Source organism: Thermoanaerobacter sp. A7A, from assembly GCF_000445185.1.
Classification (GTDB): Bacteria; Bacillota; Thermoanaerobacteria; order Thermoanaerobacterales; family Thermoanaerobacteraceae; genus Thermoanaerobacter.
Map to the genome: position 1 here is coordinate 1 of NZ_AVAF01000099.1, position 17,584 is coordinate 17,584.

General features: G+C 34.6%; 19 protein-coding genes and 1 riboswitch. Of the genes, 17 read left to right on the forward strand and 2 right to left on the reverse strand.

The window, feature by feature from the left end; translation table 11 throughout:
- Positions 1 to 221: 221 nt before the first annotated feature.
- Together M663_RS0106725 and M663_RS0106730 are read left to right on the forward strand one after the other, a co-directional pair.
- Complete coding sequence (locus M663_RS0106725) at positions 222 to 488, forward strand: DUF1294 domain-containing protein (protein WP_003868633.1); 267 nt, start codon at positions 222 to 224, stop codon at positions 486 to 488.
- Positions 489 to 648: 160 nt separating this feature from the next.
- The gene (locus M663_RS0106730; protein WP_029688377.1) at positions 649 to 1,827 is read left to right on the forward strand and encodes an FprA family A-type flavoprotein; all 1,179 of its coding nucleotides are present in this window, start codon (positions 649 to 651) and stop codon (positions 1,825 to 1,827) included.
- A gap of 17 nt (positions 1,828 to 1,844) precedes the next feature.
- Here M663_RS0106730 and arsC read toward each other — a convergent pair whose 3' ends face one another.
- Positions 1,845 to 2,282, reverse strand: coding sequence for an arsenate reductase (thioredoxin) (gene arsC / locus M663_RS0106735; protein WP_029688378.1), 438 nt, complete (start codon positions 2,280 to 2,282; stop codon positions 1,845 to 1,847).
- A 123-nt stretch (positions 2,283 to 2,405) separates the two neighbouring features.
- On the opposite strand from arsC, the gene M663_RS0106740 reads away from it, so the two are divergent.
- The 15 genes from M663_RS0106740 (at position 2,406) to M663_RS0106810 (ending at position 16,376) form a co-directional block, all read left to right on the forward strand.
- Complete coding sequence (locus M663_RS0106740) at positions 2,406 to 2,714, forward strand: hypothetical protein (protein ID WP_003869468.1); 309 nt, start codon at positions 2,406 to 2,408, stop codon at positions 2,712 to 2,714.
- Between the two features lie 217 nt (positions 2,715 to 2,931).
- Complete coding sequence (gene gnd, locus M663_RS0106745; protein ID WP_029688379.1) at positions 2,932 to 3,828, forward strand: phosphogluconate dehydrogenase (NAD(+)-dependent, decarboxylating); 897 nt, start codon at positions 2,932 to 2,934, stop codon at positions 3,826 to 3,828.
- A 13-nt stretch (positions 3,829 to 3,841) separates the two neighbouring features.
- A complete protein-coding gene (zwf, locus tag M663_RS0106750) occupies positions 3,842 to 5,299 on the forward strand; it encodes a glucose-6-phosphate dehydrogenase (protein WP_029688380.1) in 1,458 nt (485 codons plus the stop codon).
- An 18-nt stretch (positions 5,300 to 5,317) separates the two neighbouring features.
- Positions 5,318 to 5,935 (forward strand): cyclase family protein, encoded by a 618-nt coding sequence (locus tag M663_RS0106755; protein ID WP_003868626.1) that lies wholly within the window; start codon positions 5,318 to 5,320, stop codon positions 5,933 to 5,935.
- Positions 5,936 to 5,941: 6 nt separating this feature from the next.
- Positions 5,942 to 6,181 (forward strand): hypothetical protein, encoded by a 240-nt coding sequence (locus tag M663_RS0106760; protein ID WP_003868625.1) that lies wholly within the window; start codon positions 5,942 to 5,944, stop codon positions 6,179 to 6,181.
- 90 nt (positions 6,182 to 6,271) lie between these two features.
- A complete protein-coding gene (sdaAB, locus tag M663_RS0106765; protein WP_029688381.1) occupies positions 6,272 to 6,940 on the forward strand; it encodes an L-serine ammonia-lyase, iron-sulfur-dependent subunit beta in 669 nt (222 codons plus the stop codon).
- Between the two features lie 91 nt (positions 6,941 to 7,031).
- Positions 7,032 to 7,925 carry an L-serine ammonia-lyase, iron-sulfur-dependent, subunit alpha gene (sdaAA, locus tag M663_RS0106770; RefSeq protein ID WP_009052281.1) on the forward strand — a complete coding sequence of 298 codons (894 nt, stop codon included), beginning with the start codon at positions 7,032 to 7,034 and terminating at the stop codon, positions 7,923 to 7,925.
- A gap of 1 nt (position 7,926) precedes the next feature.
- Positions 7,927 to 9,717 carry an oligoendopeptidase F gene (pepF, locus tag M663_RS0106775; RefSeq protein ID WP_029688382.1) on the forward strand — a complete coding sequence of 597 codons (1,791 nt, stop codon included), beginning with the start codon at positions 7,927 to 7,929 and terminating at the stop codon, positions 9,715 to 9,717.
- A 201-nt stretch (positions 9,718 to 9,918) separates the two neighbouring features.
- Complete coding sequence (aroB, locus tag M663_RS0106780) at positions 9,919 to 10,989, forward strand: 3-dehydroquinate synthase (RefSeq protein ID WP_029688383.1); 1,071 nt, start codon at positions 9,919 to 9,921, stop codon at positions 10,987 to 10,989.
- Between the two features lie 112 nt (positions 10,990 to 11,101).
- Positions 11,102 to 11,926, forward strand: coding sequence for a prephenate dehydratase (pheA, locus tag M663_RS0106785; protein WP_029688384.1), 825 nt, complete (start codon positions 11,102 to 11,104; stop codon positions 11,924 to 11,926).
- A gap of 24 nt (positions 11,927 to 11,950) precedes the next feature.
- A complete protein-coding gene (aroF, locus tag M663_RS0106790) occupies positions 11,951 to 12,967 on the forward strand; it encodes a 3-deoxy-7-phosphoheptulonate synthase (protein WP_012269262.1) in 1,017 nt (338 codons plus the stop codon).
- Positions 12,964 to 13,806, forward strand: coding sequence for a prephenate dehydrogenase/arogenate dehydrogenase family protein (locus M663_RS0106795; protein WP_029688385.1), 843 nt, complete (start codon positions 12,964 to 12,966; stop codon positions 13,804 to 13,806). The genes aroF and M663_RS0106795 overlap by 4 nt, the downstream gene beginning before the upstream one ends.
- A gap of 9 nt (positions 13,807 to 13,815) precedes the next feature.
- Positions 13,816 to 15,087 carry a 3-phosphoshikimate 1-carboxyvinyltransferase gene (aroA, locus tag M663_RS0106800; RefSeq protein ID WP_029688386.1) on the forward strand — a complete coding sequence of 424 codons (1,272 nt, stop codon included), beginning with the start codon at positions 13,816 to 13,818 and terminating at the stop codon, positions 15,085 to 15,087.
- A gap of 142 nt (positions 15,088 to 15,229) precedes the next feature.
- Positions 15,230 to 15,388, forward strand: coding sequence for a hypothetical protein (locus M663_RS15345; RefSeq protein ID WP_009052284.1), 159 nt, complete (start codon positions 15,230 to 15,232; stop codon positions 15,386 to 15,388).
- 58 nt (positions 15,389 to 15,446) lie between these two features.
- Positions 15,447 to 15,573, forward strand: a riboswitch (cyclic di-AMP (ydaO/yuaA leader).
- Positions 15,573 to 16,376 (forward strand): LysM peptidoglycan-binding domain-containing protein, encoded by an 804-nt coding sequence (locus M663_RS0106810; RefSeq protein ID WP_029688387.1) that lies wholly within the window; start codon positions 15,573 to 15,575, stop codon positions 16,374 to 16,376. It overlaps the preceding riboswitch by 1 nt.
- 53 nt (positions 16,377 to 16,429) lie before the next feature.
- Here the strand turns inward: M663_RS0106810 and M663_RS0106815 are convergent, their stop codons facing one another.
- Positions 16,430 to 16,990 carry a TMEM165/GDT1 family protein gene (locus M663_RS0106815; protein WP_003869452.1) on the reverse strand — a complete coding sequence of 187 codons (561 nt, stop codon included), beginning with the start codon at positions 16,988 to 16,990 and terminating at the stop codon, positions 16,430 to 16,432.
- Positions 16,991 to 17,584 lie beyond the last annotated feature (594 nt).

The window sequence follows — 17,584 nt, forward strand, 5'->3', positions numbered from 1 at the left end:
ATTTTTTCGATTTTAGGCTAAATTAATTTGAGAAATGACATTATATCTTTTCTCATTAAAAGTAAAATCAATATAATTAAAATCATTATTAGATATGCTATGTGGGATGCAGTCAAGGTAACCATTTCAACACCTCTCAATATTTTTCATAGTTTTATGATAGCTATATTTTGAGTTTTTATACCTTTTATAAAGTGGTATAATTGTTATGAGGTGTTATAATGAACAAGATTGCAATGATTGCTTTATTAACTTTAAATGTATTTTCTTTTGTTTTAATGGGTATTGATAAATATAAAGCGATGCATAAACTTTGGAGAATAAGTGAAAAGACCTTTTTCTTTTTAGCACTATTTGGTGGTTCAATAGGCGTATGGATTGGCATGTGTTTTTTTAGACATAAGACAAGACATAAATTATTTGTATTTGGCATACCGATGATTATTCTTTGTCAAATTGTTTTAGTTGCTGTCATAAAATACTGGTAAAATAGTGCATATAATAAAAACTTTTAAGGGTCTGTGCAAAATGTCAGCATATTATTCACCTACTAGCTTTTGACACACACCTTTTAAGGAAAATTGTTTTTTTATAAGAGTTTATTTGCTATAATATAGTTGAGAAATTAACAAATAGGAGGGGACATCGATGAAAGCAATGACTATAAAACCAGGAGTAAGTAAAATTGGCGCAGTACATTGGGAAAGAAGATTATTCGACTCTTTAATACCCCTGCCAGATGGTACGAGTTATAATGCCTATTTGGTAGAAGGAAAGGATAAAATAGCCCTTTTAGATACTGTAGATCCGATGACTTCAGAGATTTTGATGGAACAGTTAAAGGATGTAGAAAAAATTGATTATATAATAGCACATCATGCCGAGCAAGACCATTCGGGATGTATTCCTTTAGTCCTTGAGAAATATAAAGAGGCTAAAGTGATATGTACCCCTAAAGCAAAAACTTATTTGATGGATTTGCTTTTAATACCTGAAGACAAATTTATTACTGTAGAAGACGGTGAAACTTTAGATTTAGGAGGAAAGACGTTAAAATTCATACATGCCCCGTGGGTACATTGGCCAGAAACAATGTTTACTTACCTTGTACAAGATAAAATTCTTTTTACCTGTGACTTTTTAGGTTCCCATCTTGCAACTTCTGAACTTTATGCAACAGATGAGTGCAAAGTGTATGATGCAGCAAAAAGATACTATGCAGAAATAATGATGCCTTTTAGAAACTTTATAGAAAAGGACTTAGAAAAAATAAAAGATTTTGATATAGATATAATTGCTCCCAGTCATGGTCCTGTGTACAATAACCCTAAATTTATCTTAGATGCTTATAATCAATGGGTTTATGCAAAACCTAAAAATATAGTCGTAATACCTTATGCTACCATGCACGGCAGTGTGAAAAAAATGGTGGAATACCTACAGACTGCTCTTGTGGCAAAGGGCGTCATCGTAAAGCCTTTTGATTTGTCTGTTACAGATATAGGGGAATTTGCCATGGCATTAGTGGATGCTGCTACAATAGTTATAGGTACTCCAACAGTACTTGCAGGTGCTCATCCAATGGTGGTTTATGCTACTTATTTGGCCAATGCTTTAAAGCCGAAGACAAAGTTTGTTTCAATTATAGGCTCTTATAATTGGGGTAGCAGGGCACAAGACCAGCTTTCTCAAATGATTACTAATTTAAAAGTAGAGGTTATTTCACCAGTTTTCATAAAAGGATTCCCAAAAGAAGAAGACTTTAAGGCTCTTGATGAGTTAGCTGAAGAAATAGTGAAAAAACATGAAGAGGCTGGGATTTTATAATTTAAAAGCACTCGTGATTAGTGCGAGTGCTTTTTTATATCTTCTATCAAATTTTTTACATTTTCTTTGATTATATCTCTTATTTCACGAAATTTATTTAAAACTTCTTCTTCTGTGCCTGTTGCTCTTGCAGGGTCTTCTAAGTCCCAATGGAGGCTTTTTATTGAAGGAGGCAAAGCAGGACATTTATCTCTTGCATTACCACATAAAGTTATCACATAATCTGCTTTAAAAAGGATATTTTCATCCAATAAATCGGAAGTTTGATTGCTTATGTCAATTCCTATTTCCTTCATAACTTGTATAGCTTTTGGGTTTAAGCCGTGAGCTTCTACACCACCACTATATACTTCAAAATCATCTTTTCCATAATATTTGCCAAAACCTTCTGCCATTTGACTTCTACAGGAATTGCCAGTGCATATAAAATACAAAATTTTTTTATTTTTTGACACGTAACATCCTCCTTTTTGTTTATTTACAAATTATTATAAATGATTGTAGATTATAAAACAATCCGCTTTTTGTTAAGAATATGTTAAATTCTTTTGAGTAAAATAAAGTAGAGGTGATGTTTAATGTTGAATTATCCATACGGGCAAAATTCCATAGCGCCTGGTATAATTGTTACACCAGACAATGGAAATGCAAATTTAAAAGTACCTACAGATACATTTAGTATATATGTAAATGGGAAATATGTGGGAGAAAAAATCCTTATTGCACAAGGAGATTTAGGGGAAAACTCTGTAAAAGAGTACCTTATGAATCAAGGTTTTACGGATTTTAGTTATACAATTGATGGAAAAAATATTTATATAGACACCTATGAAGAAAATGCTAAAAATATGATAAATTACTTAAAAGTGTATTTAAGAATAAGGTAAAAGGGACTAAAATAGGTCCCTTTTTAAAATTTGTTATATTGCAGATAAAAACAAGGGAAAATAATAGTGTAAAGGTATTAAGAAGGGTTTTTCCCTGCTTTTTAAATGAAAGCATGTGATTTTTGTTATTTAAATTTTTAAAATGTGTGATATAATTATATAACACCCTCAAGTAAAAAATATTATACAACAATAATTATTATTAAGGAGGATTTATATGAAGGTAGGTTTAATTGGATTAGGACGAATGGGATTTAATCTTGCTTTAAATATGAGAGACCATGGGCATGAGGTAGTGGCATATAACAGGTCACCTGAGAAAATAAAGGAGGCTGAAAAGGAAGGAATAAAAGGAGCTTATACAATTGAAGATTTAGTAAAAAACCTTGAAAGGAGAAGAATGATATGGCTTATGTTACCTGCAGGAGACCCTGTTGACGAAATGATAGAAAAATTAGTTCCCTTGCTTGAAGAACATGACATCATAATCGACGGCGGCAATTCCTACTATAAAGATACTTTAAGAAGGTATGAAATGCTTAAAGAAAAAGAAATTGATTTTGTAGATGTAGGCACAAGTGGAGGAATTGAAGGAGCAAGACATGGGGCTTGCACCATGATAGGAGCAGAAGATGATGTCTTTAAATATATTGAACCCCTAATTAGGGATATAGGTGCGGAAAACGGTTATTTACATACAGGCAAAAACGGCTCAGGACATTTTGCAAAAATGGTTCACAACGGCATAGAATACGGAATGATGCAGGCTATAGGAGAAGGGTTTGAGGTTTTAGAGAAAAGTCAGTTTGATTTTGATTTAAAAGAAGTGGCCAGAGTTTGGAGTCATGGTTCAGTAATTCGCGGGTGGCTTATGGAGCTTATGGAAAAAGCTTTTGAAAAAGACCCTAAATTGTCTGAGATAAAAGGAGTAATGCACTCTTCTGGAGAAGGACTCTGGACGGTAGAAGAAGCTTTAAATCTCAAAGTGCCAGTGCCTGTAATTGCACAGTCTTTATTTATGAGATATCGTTCAGAACAAGAAGATACATTTGCAGGAAAGGTTGTAGCTGCCTTGAGAAATGAGTTTGGAGGACATGCGGTGGAAAAGAATTAATAGAGGTGGTTTTATGGTTAAAAATAATATATCTAATATAATGATTATATTTGGCGGGACAGGGGATTTGACTCACAGAAAACTTATGCCTGCTTTGTACAATTTGAAATACCAAAAAATTCTTCCTGAAAATTTTGCTGTTGTATCCGTAGGAAGAAGAGACAAAACAGAGGAACAATATAGGAAGGAAGTATTAGAGTCCGTTAAAAATTATTCGAGATTTGACATTGATGAAAAAGTTTGGCAAGATTTAAGTGAAAGGATATATTATAAGAGATTTGACTTTGTATATGATAATGGCTATATGGAATTAAGTTCTTTTTTAAAAGAACTTGATGAAAATTACAATACAAAGGGCAATAGGGTATACTATCTTGCAGTAGCTCCAGAATATTTCGGTATAATTGTTGAAAAACTCTATAGGCATGGTATGGTAAATAATGAGACTTCCTGGCAAAGGGTGGTCATAGAAAAACCTTTTGGAGAAGATTTGGAATCGGCACGGAAATTAAATAAAATGATAACTGATGTTTTCACGGAAAGGAATACCTACAGGATAGACCATTATCTGGGAAAAGAGATGCTTCAGAACATAATGGTAATTAGATTTGCTAATGTATTTTTTGAACCTGTGTGGAACAGAAGGTATATTGATAATGTTCAGATTTCTTCAAATGAAATAGTTGGAATAGAAAATCGCGGTGGGTATTATGAAAAAGCCGGGGCGTTACGGGATATGGTACAAAATCACATGATGCAACTTCTAACTTTAACGGCAATGGAACCGCCTGTAAATCTCGATACAGAATCTATAAGAGATGAGAAGGTAAAAGTTCTGAAGTCTTTGGAGATATTTACTCCAGAGGCTGTTGAGAAAAATGTTGTGAGAGGGCAGTATGCAGGATATAGACAAGAAGACAAAGTTTCCCCTACTTCTAATACAGAGACATTTGTAGCTTTGAAAGTGCATGTGGAAAATTTTCGCTGGGCAGGAGTACCTTTCTACATTCGCACGGGCAAAAGAATGCCGGAAAAGTCTACACAAATTGTAATACAGTTCAAACCGTTGCCAGGAATCTTGTATTTTAAAGAATATAAAAATTTATTGCCAAATTTATTAGTTATAAAAATTCAACCTGAGGAAGGTGTAAAGCTTCAATTTAATGCAAAAGTTCCTGGGGCAGGAGATATCACCATACAACCTGTAGATATGGATTTTTGTCAAAATTGCCAGATTTCAAATAATTCTCCAGAAGCTTATGAAAGACTTCTTTACGATGTCATGAGAGGAGATTCTACTTTATTTACGCGATGGGATGAGGTAGAATATTCTTGGAAGTTTGTAGATGCTATTGCTGAAGCATGGAAAGACAAAACGCCTGACTTTCCTAATTATCAGCCAGGGACCTGGGGACCTAAAGAAGCAAATGAGCTGTTACTAAGGGACAATAGAATGTGGTGGAATGTATAAAAGAAGGGGGTAAATTAAATGAAAATATACGATATTTCAATGGAAATTCACGAAAATATGACTGTTTACAAAAATAAAGAAGAGAAAAGGCCTAAACATACTATTACTGTTGATAGTGGCGATGTGAGAGAGTCCTGTATTAGCATGGACATGCATACAGGAGCGCATATTGATGCTCCTCTACACATGATTAGGGGAGGAGATACAGTAGAAAATATAGACCTCAATAAGGTTATAACTAAATGTAAAGTATTTGACTTTACAAATATATCTGATAAAATAACATCGGAAGACCTTGCAAGTAAAGACATTCAAAAAGGAGATTTTATAATATTTAAAACAAGAAATTCTTTTAGAGAGGATTTCGATTTTGAATTTGTCTATTTAGATAAAAGCGGTGCCCAGTTTTTAAAAGAAAAAGGTGTAATTGGTGTAGGTATTGATGCATTAGGAATTGAGAGAAATCAGCCAGAGCATGAAACTCACAAGATTCTTTTAGGAGCAGGTATAGTTATTCTTGAGGGACTACGGTTAAAAGATGTAGAAGAAGGAGAATATTTCTTATATGCTGCGCCTTTAAAAATTAGAGGTGCCGAAGCCTCCCCTACAAGAGCTGTTTTGATAAAGGAAGAGTAAAAAATCATGAAGTTAAAATGGTCTAAGGGCAAAAATTTTGTTTTTGGAAAAATCTCATATGATGAAGAAAATACAGATGAATATATAGAGCTTTTATTTGAAAAATTCGGCAAAGAATTTTTTGAAGAAGTATATTTAGAGTATCAAAAAGGTACGACTATTGACGTAGCTTTTAAAGAGGTGCTAATCAAGCATAATAAGCTAAAACCCTTAAATATAAAAAAATTGAAAATAAAAAAGCAATAAGTCAGATTTACTGGCTTATTGCTCTATTGCATTTTTATAGGGCGAAGGGTACAATATAGCTAAGAAAACTTTTACGTAAGGAGATTTTGTATGAGAGAATACAGTGTATTTGATATTATGGGGCCTGTGATGATTGGGCCCAGCAGTTCTCATACAGCAGGGGCCGCAAGGCTTGCGAAAATTGCTCGAAAAATTGTAGACGAGGATATATCAGAAGTGGAATTTGTATTGTATGAATCTTTTGCCCGTACATATAGGGGACATGGTACGGATAAGGCTCTTGTGGCAGGGATATTAGGCTTTGACCCAGATGATGAGAAACTGCCTCATTCTTTTGAAATAGCAAGACAGCAAGGGATAAAGTTTAAATTTACTGAAAGTGACGAAGAATCACCACATCCCAATACTGTAAAAATGATAATAACAGGTAAAAGTGGACATAAAAACAGCATTTTAGGATGTTCTATTGGTGGAGGAAATGTGCTTTTAAAAGAGATAAATGGCATAGAGGTAGAGTTTACTGGTGAATATGAAACATTGATTACAAATCACATAGATAGACCAGGAATAGTAGCAAATGTCACTAAAATTTTTGCAGATTATAAAATAAATATAGCTTTTATGAGAGTGTACAGGCATTCAAAAGGTGATAAAGCTATTATGGTCATAGAATCAGACCAAAAAATACCTGATGCTGCAAAAGAAACGATAAAAAACATTGATGGAATTTTAAATGCCATAATAATAAATCCTATGTAATGGAGGTATGAGATGCTCTTGTTGTGATGAGAAAATTAAAGAAAAACTAAGATATTAAGAGAAAATAAAAGATAATAGTGGGAGGTATAAAATGTATCAATTTAATCATGGTTATGAACTATTAGAACTTACAAAAAAATTTAACTTACCAATATCGCAAATTGTGGTGCTAGCGGAGCAAGAAAAGACAGGAGAAGGCCTTGATACAATTTTTCAAAAGATGAGAAATAACCTCAAAGTAATGAAAGAAGCTATTAATAAAGGTTTAAATGAAGATTTAAAATCAGTAAGTGGTTTATCAGGTGGAGATGCAAAAAAACTATATGAAAGAATAATCATTGGCAATACTCTTTCTTGTGAAACAATGGCAAAAGCTGCTGCTTCTGCTCTTGCAGTGACAGAAGTAAATGCTTCTATGGGTAAAATTGTTGCTGCTCCTACTGCAGGTTCCAGTGGAGTTATTCCGGGAGCTCTTATTACAGTGGCGAGAAAATTTGGCAAAAGTGATGATGATATGACAAGAGCTCTTTTCACTGCTACCGGCATAGGTATTATAATAGCTAAAAATGCTACTTTATCTGGAGCTGAGGGGGGATGTCAAGCAGAAGTAGGTTCTGCTTCAGCGATGGCTGCAGCAGCTTTAGTAGAACTTATGGGGGGAACACCAGAACAGTGTTTGACGGCAGCTTCTTTTGCTATAATGAATTTGCTAGGGCTTGTATGCGACCCAGTTGCAGGGTTGGTAGAAATCCCTTGTGAAAAGAGAAATGCCCTTGGGGCGCTTAATGCTATGATATGCGCTGATTTTGCAATAGCAGGAATGGACAGTGTCATACCCTTTGACGAAGTGGTAGAAGCTTTGTATAAAGTAGGAAAAGCCATACCTTACGCTTTAAGGGAAACTGCAGAAGGGGGACTTGCAAAGACTCCTACAGGGATAAGGCTTAAAAAAGAGATATTTGAAAAAGTTGAACGGGGGGATTAAAGTGGAGGTTTTAAAAGATAGAAGCGAAATTGAAGATAAGTATAAATGGCGACTTGAGGATATATATGAAAATGAGAATTTGTGGGAAGAAGACTATAACAAGACTAAAGAGCTTTTAAAAGAAATTGTAAAGTTTAAAGGCAAAATTAACACTTCAAGAAATTTATTAGAGGTACTAAAACTTAATGACCAAATTGGGATGACAGCCAGCAAAATTTTTGCCTATGCCCGTATGAGAAGAGACGAAGATAATACTAATCCCAAGTATCAAGCTTTAACTGACAAGGCTATGAGGCTAAACATTGAAGTTATGAGTGCTACTTCTTTTATAGCTCCAGAGATTTTATCCATTGATACACAAAAATTAATGGAAATGATAGAAGGATTAGAAGAATTAAAGATTTATAAGCAATATCTTGAAGATTTAATTAGGTTTAAACCTCATGTACTTTCACCGGAAGAAGAAAAAATATTAGCAGAAGCAAAAACATTGGCAGAGTCTGTTTCAAATATATACACCATGTTGAATAATGCTGACATGAGATTTCCTATTATTAAAGATGAAGAAGGCAAAGAAGTAGAAGTAACTCATGGCAATTTTGTACGCTTCATGCAGAGTAAAGACAGAAACGTCAGAAAAGCCGCATTTAACGCCATGTATGACACATACAAAAAATTTATAAATACTTTTGCTTCTACAATGGCAGGAAATGTAAAGAAAGATATTTTCTACGTGAAGACACGGAAATATAATTCTTCATTGGAAGCCTCACTATTTGAAGATAATGTAAGTTTAGAGGTTTATAACAATCTTATAGAGACAGTACATAGTAGACTTGATGTATTACATAGATATGTGAGGCTTAAAAAGAAGCTTTTAGGTTTAGACGAACTTCACATGTATGACTTGTATGTACCTTTGATACAGGAATATGATAAGAAATTTACGTATGAAGAGGCAATAGAGCTGGTACTCGAAGGGCTAAAGCCGCTGGGAGATGAGTACATAAATTTACTCAAACAAGGGTTTAATTCCCGTTGGGTAGATGTTTATGAAAACCGAGGTAAAACTTCTGGAGCTTATTCATGGGGAACTTATGGCACCCATCCTTATGTACTTTTAAACTATCAGGGCAAATTAAATGATGTATTTACAATTGCCCATGAAATGGGACATTCTTTGCATACGTATTATTCAAATGCGACACAACCATATGTGTATGCAGGATATAAGATTTTTGTGGCAGAAGTAGCTTCTACTTGTAATGAGGCTCTACTGATGGATTATCTTTTAAAAAATTCAAAAGACGAAAAAGAAAGACTTTATCTTTTAAATCACTTTTTTGAGGAATTCAGAGGAACAGTCTATAGGCAGGTTATGTTTGCTGAGTTTGAAAAACTCATACACGAAATGGCAGAAAGAGGAGAACCTCTTACAGCGGAAGTGTTAAACAAAAAATATTATGAATTAAATAAGCTCTACTATGGAGATGACATAGTAGTAGATGAAGGAATAAGCTATGAGTGGGCGAGAATCCCACATTTTTATAGAAATTTCTATGTCTATAAATATGCTACTGGATTTTCTGCGGCAATAGCTATTTCTCAGATGATACTAAATGAGGGGGAAAAAGCTGTAGAAAGATACAAGGAGTTTTTAAAGAGCGGGAGCTCTGATTATCCTTTAAACCTTTTAAAGAAGGCAGGAGTGGATTTAACTACTCCAAAACCAGTAAACGATGCTTTGGATGTTTTTGAAAAATTGCTTGATGAGTTTGAAAAAATGCTATAATGAATCAAGAGGGCAGTAAAAGAGACTGTCCTTTTTTGTTTTTTAATAATCAGTAGAACCAGAATTTGAAGACATGTACCTCTTTTATTTTGATAAAGAGCCAGAAGAAGTTTAAGCTGAAATATCGTTTTACTCATTTTGCTTAACTTTTTCTTTTTAATGATGTATAATATTAAAATAAAAAAGTGTGAGGTGTGAACTTTGGATTTTATAACAATTGATTTAAAAGAAAGGTCTTATCCTATTTATTTTGCCTATGATTCTTTTGATAAATTAGGAGAAATAGTAAAGAAACATGTAAGAAGTAGTAAAACATTTATAATAACTGATTTTAATGTTTATCCTTTGTATTTTGAAAAACTCAATGAAAGTCTTAAAAAAAGTCGTTTTGATGTGTCATATGAAGTTATTCCTGCAGGGGAAACAAGTAAAACAATGGAAATGGCACAAAGACTTCTTGAAAAAGCTTATGATAGTGGACTTTTAAGAGACAGTTCAGTTATAGCTCTTGGAGGAGGCGTTGTAGGAGACATAGCTGGATTTGTCGCAGCAACTTACATGAGGGGAATAGACTTTGTGCAAATTCCCACAACCTTATTGGCTCAGGTTGATAGTAGTGTTGGTGGCAAAGTAGCAGTCAATCTAAAAAAAGGCAAAAACATAATAGGAGCTTTTCATCAACCTAAAATGGTATATATAGACACCGCCGTTTTAAACACGTTAGATAAAAGAGAAATACTTGGTGGATTAGCTGAAATAATCAAATATGGTATTATATGGGATTTTAGTTTATTTGAGTATATTGAAAGCAACATTTATGAAATTTTAGATTTAAAAGAAGATAAATTAAGGTATATAATCAAAAAATCTTGCGAAATAAAAGGGAAAATCGTATCTCTTGATGAAAAAGAAGAAAACCTGCGTTCAATATTAAATTTTGGCCATACAATAGGACATGCCATTGAAGCTTTAACAGGTTATGAGAGGTATATTCACGGTGAAGCTGTTGCTATAGGTATGGTATACGCTTGTAAACTTGCATTAAATTTAGGGTATATTGATGAAAAATATTTTGAAAGAATTTTTTCTTTAATACAAAGGACAGGATTACCTACAGATTATGAGGATTTGCACAAAGAAGACATCGTAGAGGCTATAAAACTTGATAAAAAGAGTAGAGAAGCCAAAATAAATTTTGTTCTTCTTCGTGGTTTAGGAAAAGCTGAAGTTACGACTGTTAAAGAGAAAGAAATCTTAAAAGTTTTAAAATAAGCGGGTAACCGCTTTTTTCTTTATCTTTTTTAGACCTTATGAAAAATTTACTTGACTTTACTTATGCAAAGTATTAAAATATCACCAATATTATAAGTTAAGGGGGTGTTGGATGAAAGTTGGCTATTTGGGTCCTAAAGGAACATTTTCTGAAGAAGCTGTTATAAAATACACGCAAGGTGTTGAAAATTGTGAAGTTGTAGAGTTTAACACCATTCCGGAGGTAATAAATTGCATAAGCAATGGCTTGTGCGAAGAGGCAGTAATTCCTATTGAAAACTCTATTGAAGGTTCTGTAAATGTTGCTGTAGATATGCTGATAAACGACGCAAATGGGATAATGATAAAAGGAGAGGTGATAATACCTATTTCCCATTGCTTGATTTCGGATGCTCCAGTTGAATTTAAAGATGTACATTGTATACTTTCTCATCAGCAGGCAATTGCTCAGTGCAGGGAATATATATCTAAAAAATTTCCCAATGCGGAAATAAAAGCTACAGACAGTACTGCTCAAGCAGTCTTGGGTGTCAAATCTAAACCTGGAGTAGTGGCGATAGGTCCTGAAAGAGCAGCTGTTATTTACGGTATGAGAATAATTGATAGGGACATACAAGATGTAAAAGAAAATTATACAAGGTTTTTGGTCCTTTCTCAAAAGGACGGGGTTGTCACAGGGAAAGACAAGACATCAATAGTTTTTTCTGTCCCAAATGTTCCAGGCAGTTTATATAACGCTTTAGGGGTTTTGGCCAACAAAAAAATCAATATGACAAAAATAGAATCTCGACCTTCAAGGAAAAAACTTGGGGAATATGTTTTTTGGGTGGACATTGAGGGGCATAGAGAAGATGAGATAGTAAAGGATGCCTTAGAGGAGTTAAAAGGTAGAACGGATTTTTTAAAAGTATTAGGTTCATATCCTAAATTTAAGTAGAACGGTAGAATGGAGGAATTGAAAATGGTAATTGTTATGAATATTGATGCCACTGATAAGCAAATCTCTGATATTACAAATCTTTTAACATCTCTCGGTTTAGGTTACCACATTTCAAAAGGTGAAGAAAAAATAGTCATAGGTGTTATAGGTGATAAGAAAAAATTAGAAGGTAAGGCTATAGAAATGATGGAGGGAGTAGAAAAAGTCATTCCTATTGTGGAGCCTTACAAACTCGCCAGCAGAATTTTCAAACCAGAGCCTACCATCGTGGAAGTAGAGGATGTAAAAATAGGTGGAAACAACATAGTTATAATGGCAGGACCTTGTGCAGTAGAAAGCAGAGAACAACTTTTTGAAAGTGCTATGGCGGTTAAAAAAGCGGGAGCTCAATTTTTAAGAGGAGGGGCATTTAAACCGAGAACATCTCCTTATTCTTTCCAAGGTCTTGAAGAAGAGGGTTTAAAGATGCTTAAGGAAGCAAAAGAACTCATTGGACTTAAGATTGTGACAGAGGTCATGGATGTACATTCAGTTGAACTAGTGGCACAATACGCGGATGTTCTACAGATAGGTGCGAGAAATATGCAGAATTTCCCATTGCTTAAAGCAGTGGGTAGAATTAACAAGCCTGTTTTATTGAAGAGGGGACTTGCTGCAACATTAGAAGAGTGGTTAAGTGCTGCTGAGTATATTTTAAGTGAAGGCAACAAAGACGTTATCCTCTGTGAAAGAGGAATAAGGACTTTTGAAACTTATACGCGAAATACTTTAGATTTAAGTGCAGTTCCAGCTATAAAAAAATTGAGTCATTTGCCTATAGTTGTTGACCCCAGTCACGGCACTGGGAAATGGCACCTTGTAGCTCCTATGGCTAAAGCTGCTATAGCAGCAGGAGCTGATGGACTCATTATTGAGGTACATCCAGACCCCAAAAATGCCTTATCCGATGGGGCTCAATCCCTTACCCCAGAAAATTTTGAAGCCTTATGTCAAGATATAAAAGTTATCGCTAAAGCGGTAGGACGGGATTTTTCATGATAAAAAAAGCGGTTATTGTAGGATTGGGTCTTATAGGGGGATCAATGGCAAAAGCATTAAAAAAATACACAGATATAGACATTATTGGTGTTGATATAAATAGAGACAGTTTACAAAAAGCATTAGAAGAAGGAGTAATTTCTTACGGCGTGACAGACATCGATTTTCAAGTAGATGCTGATATAGTTTTTATATGTACACCTGTTGGAAAAGTCGTTGAAAGCGTAAAAAATATAATTCATTATTTAAAAAGAGGCTGTATTGTAACTGACGTTGGAAGTACAAAAAAAGTCATAATGGAAGAAGTACAAAAATTTTTACCCGATGAAATTTTTTTCATCGGGGGCCATCCCATGGCTGGCACAGAAAAAGCAGGTTATGACAACGCTGATGCAGATTTATTTGTCAATTCAAATTATTTGTTGACACCTTTTGATACTACAAATGATGAGGTTTTGGATCTGTTTATAAATGAAGTAATAATAAAAATAGGTGCAAAACCGGTAATAATGGATTATAATAAACACGATGCCATTGTCGGAATAATAAGTCATGTACCTCATATTCTTTCTGCTACCCTTACGAATTTTGCTCATGATAAATGCAGTGAAGCATTTAAATACGCAGCTGGTGGGTTTAAAGATACTACGCGAATTGCCTTGTCTCAGACTGAAATATGGAAAGACATAATTTGTACAAACAAAGAAGTTATTTTGGAGTTACTAAAAAATTACAGGGAAGTCCTAAGTGACTTTATTTGTTATTTAGAAAATGACGATATTGACACCATACAAAAGTTTCTTGAAGATGCAAGAAAATATCGAAACACTATAACTTGAGGTGTTGTTATGGATATTGAAGTTAAAAAGAAAAGATTTTTAAAAGGTATTATCTCAGTCCCTGGAGATAAGTCAATATCTCATAGAGCTGTAATGATTGGGTCAATTGCAGAAGGAATTACAGAGATTGAAAATTTTCTTTTAGGAGAAGATTGTATATCTACTATTAACTGTATGAAAAATTTGGGTGTTGACATTGAATTAAAAGGCACAAATGTTAAAGTTCAAGGAAAAGGACTTTATCTAAATAAAAGTGAAAAAATTCTTGATGTAGGAAATTCGGGTACTACTATTCGGCTTTTGATGGGTATTCTCGCTGGTCAAAAATTTGAGACAACGCTTACAGGCGATGATTCTATAAAGAGACGCCCTATGGGAAGAGTGATAACTCCTCTTAGTATGATGGGAGCGAAAATAGAAGCAAGAGAAGGAAATTTTGCACCTCTTACGGTTTTTGGAAACAAACTTAAAGGCATATATTACAAAATGCCAATTGCCAGTGCACAGGTTAAGTCCAGTATAATGTTGGCAAGCCTTTACGCTGATGATAAAACGACTATTGAAGAGCCCTACCCTTCAAGAAATCACACGGAACTCATGTTTAGTTCTTTTGGTGCTAAAGTGGAGGTAAATGGCACAAAAATAACTTGTTACCCTGGCTACAAATTACAAGGGCAGAAAGTTATTGTACCAGGGGATATATCGTCAGCAGCATATTTTATTGTTGCTGCAACTCTCGTTCCAAATTCGGAGGTTACTATAAAAAATGTAAATGTAAATCCTACAAGAACCGGTATTATTGATGTGATAAAAGAGATGGGAGGAGACATTGTCTTAACAAATGAAAGAACTATAAACAATGAAAAAGTAGCGGATATAACAGTTAAGACTTCAAGGCTAAAAGGAATTGAAATTGGAGGAAGTCTTATTCCAAGGCTTATTGATGAAATTCCAGTAATAGCAGTTGCAGCAGTCTTCGCAGAAGGGAAAACAGTGATAAAAGATGCCGAGGAGTTAAAAGTAAAAGAAAGCAATAGAATAAATACAATCACTTCAGAATTAAAGAAAATGGGAGCTAAAATTTTTGAAACAGAAGATGGGATGATTATAGAAGGCACGGGATTTTTGAAAGGGAATACAGTGGAAAGTTACAATGACCACAGGATTGCCATGTCTTTATGGGTTGCTGGACTTATGGCAGAAGGAGAAACTAAGATAAAAAATGCTGAATGTGTAAATATTTCGTATCCGGATTTTTATAAAACCTTTGATATGCTTTAATATCATTGGTGATGAATAATCAAAAAATGTAAGTTTTACAAAAAAAAGCAGAAGGATGTTATTTTTTTGTCAAACTTTGCTCTTGAAATCCTATATATTGTGTGTTATTATAATAATACAACAATATATAGAGGTGATTAAAATGAAAAACCAAGTGGCAGAGGATAAAAAACAGCTAAAAGAAAATAAAGCTGATCAAAATAATGTAAATGTGTTTGCATGTCCGGATTGCGGTGCTAAATTGGTTCATGAAGGAGGATGTGTTTTTTGTCCTTTCTGTGGCTATAGTGAGTGCCAGTAAGTACCTATCTTTCCACCAGTTTAATATGGACACAAGTTAAATATCCGGCTATAATTTAGTTAAAAATATGCCGAATCCCCGATGAGGGGTACGGGGGAACTAAATTGGGGTGAATCCACTTTTGTGGTAGGGTGTCCCTAACCCGAACCCGTCAACTAACCTCGGAGGCAAAAGGGGGAACAACATGTTTAATATTCGCATCAAGGTCAAACCTCTCATCGCATCAGTTATAGCCGGATTGTTTATTTCCCAATCAGTATTTGCCGCAACTTACACAGTTAAACCCGGCGATACCTTATGGGGTATAAGTCAAAAATACGGAACCAACTATACTAAGCTAATATCTTTAAACGGCCTTCAAAATACAATAATATATCCAGGGCAAGTTTTACAAGTGCCGGGCAGTGATAACACATATGTTGTCCAAAAAGGTGACAGCTTGTACTTAATTGCTTTAAAATACGGTATTACTGTTGATATGCTCAAATCTGCAAACGGATACAAAAGCGACATAATATATCCTGGACAAGTCTTTATTATACCCCGTGATACTTCTTCTAATAGGACATATCAGGATGTCAGCAGAGGTTCTATTGAAAGGGGTGTAATACCCTACACAAAAGAGGAATTTGACCTCCTTGCGCGACTTGTTACCGCGGAAGCAGATGGAGAACCATACCAGGCTAAAGTAGCAGTTGCGGCCGTAGTAATAAACAGAGTTAAAAGTGGTATTTTCCCTAATACTATAAAAGACGTGATATATCAAGTCGATGCATACGGAAATTACCAATTTACTCCTGTGTTAAATGGGTGGATAAATAGACCTGCCTCAGCTGACGCTATAAGTGCAGCAAGAGATGCGTTAAGTGGTGTTGACCCAACAAACGGAGCCTTGTATTATTTTGACCAAAGTTCTACTAATGCGTGGTTGTGGTCACTTCCTATAGCGGCAAGAATAGGCAATATGGTTTTCTGTTACGGCAGGTAAAACTTCCGATGAGAGGGTCAAAAACGGGTACAATTTAAGTACCCGTTTTTGACTTAGAAAAACAATTTATACAAAGTAGAAAGACCAAAGGCGATGAATATGAAAGAAGATAGATATTTTAAATATTTTGAAGGGATTCTTTTATTAAAATAAATGCCTACAATTATCCCTAATACATCTGCTAAAAATATTCCAAGAGTAGTGCCTATTAATATGTACAGAGGACTGTTGTATGATGCAGTCAAAGCTATAGCAGCCAATTGCGTTTTGTCTCCAAATTCTGATAGTACATATGTACTTATAATAGTTGCAACAGGACCGTATTTTGAATTTTTTATTTTTTCCTGTTTTGTTTCTTCCTCTATTAAAGTTGAAATTCCAAAAAACAAAAATAATAAAGCAGCTGAAAATTTTATATAAAAAATGGGAATGTATTCGGTGATATACGAACCAAATATCACAGCAATACCATTGTTTATTAAGGCTGCGATAAATATACTTATAAGAACAGTCCTTACTTTAAAAAGAGTAGCAAAGGCCATTGACATGAGCTGTGACTTATCTCCCATCTCAGAAGTAAAGATAAGGACAAATGATGTGACAAGTGCCTCCATTTTATATTGCCTCCCCAACTATTATATTTGCTCTATAAATAAATTAGGACCTTTACATAATATGTAAAACATATTATGTAAAGGTCTCGCTCTTTAAGGTAAAGCCAGGGTTTCCCGATATGTTGACTTTACCACATATAAGCTATGCGAACTACTCCCCTCTACTCAATATATTGTAAAAAATTTATCATAAAATGTCAATAGGAGCAATGTAAACAACAATAATGTCAAATTATCTCAGTTTGTTGACAAATTTAAAAAATGTTCAAAGGAGATATTTTGCATCGTCACTCCGATGTTCCAAAAGCGACAAAACTAAAGCTCGACCTTCGGCTCCGGCAGGGTACCGGGCACAATCGGCATCCATGCCTTAAGGTGCCCGCCTCCGCCATCCATGGCTTCGGCCCTGCCTCCACCCTCAGTCTCCCTAAGTTTTGTTGCCGCTTTGTCACAAGTCGCTCCGATTGCAAAATATCTCCTTTACAAAAGTTTGTCTACAGTCTGCAATAATCAATAATGTCAAATTATTTAGCTTATTTTTTTAACATTTTAACTATTTCTGTATACTCATCTAAGGTGATTTCACCGCGAGCG

What these genes read in the sequence shown, in the direction of transcription:
- M663_RS0106725 (WP_003868633.1), top strand. Translation starts at nt 222, where the DNA reads ATGAACAAGATTGCAATGATTGCTTTATTAACTTTAAATGTATTTTCT.
- M663_RS0106730 (WP_029688377.1), top strand. Translation starts at nt 649, where the DNA reads ATGAAAGCAATGACTATAAAACCAGGAGTAAGTAAAATTGGCGCAGTA.
- M663_RS0106740 (WP_003869468.1), top strand. Translation starts at nt 2,406, where the DNA reads ATGTTGAATTATCCATACGGGCAAAATTCCATAGCGCCTGGTATAATT.
- gnd (WP_029688379.1), top strand. Translation starts at nt 2,932, where the DNA reads ATGAAGGTAGGTTTAATTGGATTAGGACGAATGGGATTTAATCTTGCT.
- zwf (WP_029688380.1), top strand. Translation starts at nt 3,842, where the DNA reads ATGGTTAAAAATAATATATCTAATATAATGATTATATTTGGCGGGACA.
- M663_RS0106755 (WP_003868626.1), top strand. Translation starts at nt 5,318, where the DNA reads ATGAAAATATACGATATTTCAATGGAAATTCACGAAAATATGACTGTT.
- M663_RS0106760 (WP_003868625.1), top strand. Translation starts at nt 5,942, where the DNA reads ATGAAGTTAAAATGGTCTAAGGGCAAAAATTTTGTTTTTGGAAAAATC.
- sdaAB (WP_029688381.1), top strand. Translation starts at nt 6,272, where the DNA reads ATGAGAGAATACAGTGTATTTGATATTATGGGGCCTGTGATGATTGGG.
- sdaAA (WP_009052281.1), top strand. Translation starts at nt 7,032, where the DNA reads ATGTATCAATTTAATCATGGTTATGAACTATTAGAACTTACAAAAAAA.
- pheA (WP_029688384.1), top strand. Translation starts at nt 11,102, where the DNA reads ATGAAAGTTGGCTATTTGGGTCCTAAAGGAACATTTTCTGAAGAAGCT.
- aroF (WP_012269262.1), top strand. Translation starts at nt 11,951, where the DNA reads ATGGTAATTGTTATGAATATTGATGCCACTGATAAGCAAATCTCTGAT.
- M663_RS0106795 (WP_029688385.1), top strand. Translation starts at nt 12,964, where the DNA reads ATGATAAAAAAAGCGGTTATTGTAGGATTGGGTCTTATAGGGGGATCA.
- aroA (WP_029688386.1), top strand. Translation starts at nt 13,816, where the DNA reads ATGGATATTGAAGTTAAAAAGAAAAGATTTTTAAAAGGTATTATCTCA.
- M663_RS15345 (WP_009052284.1), top strand. Translation starts at nt 15,230, where the DNA reads ATGAAAAACCAAGTGGCAGAGGATAAAAAACAGCTAAAAGAAAATAAA.
- M663_RS0106810 (WP_029688387.1), top strand. Translation starts at nt 15,573, where the DNA reads ATGTTTAATATTCGCATCAAGGTCAAACCTCTCATCGCATCAGTTATA.
- M663_RS0106815 (WP_003869452.1), bottom strand. Translation starts at nt 16,990, where the DNA reads ATGGAGGCACTTGTCACATCATTTGTCCTTATCTTTACTTCTGAGATG.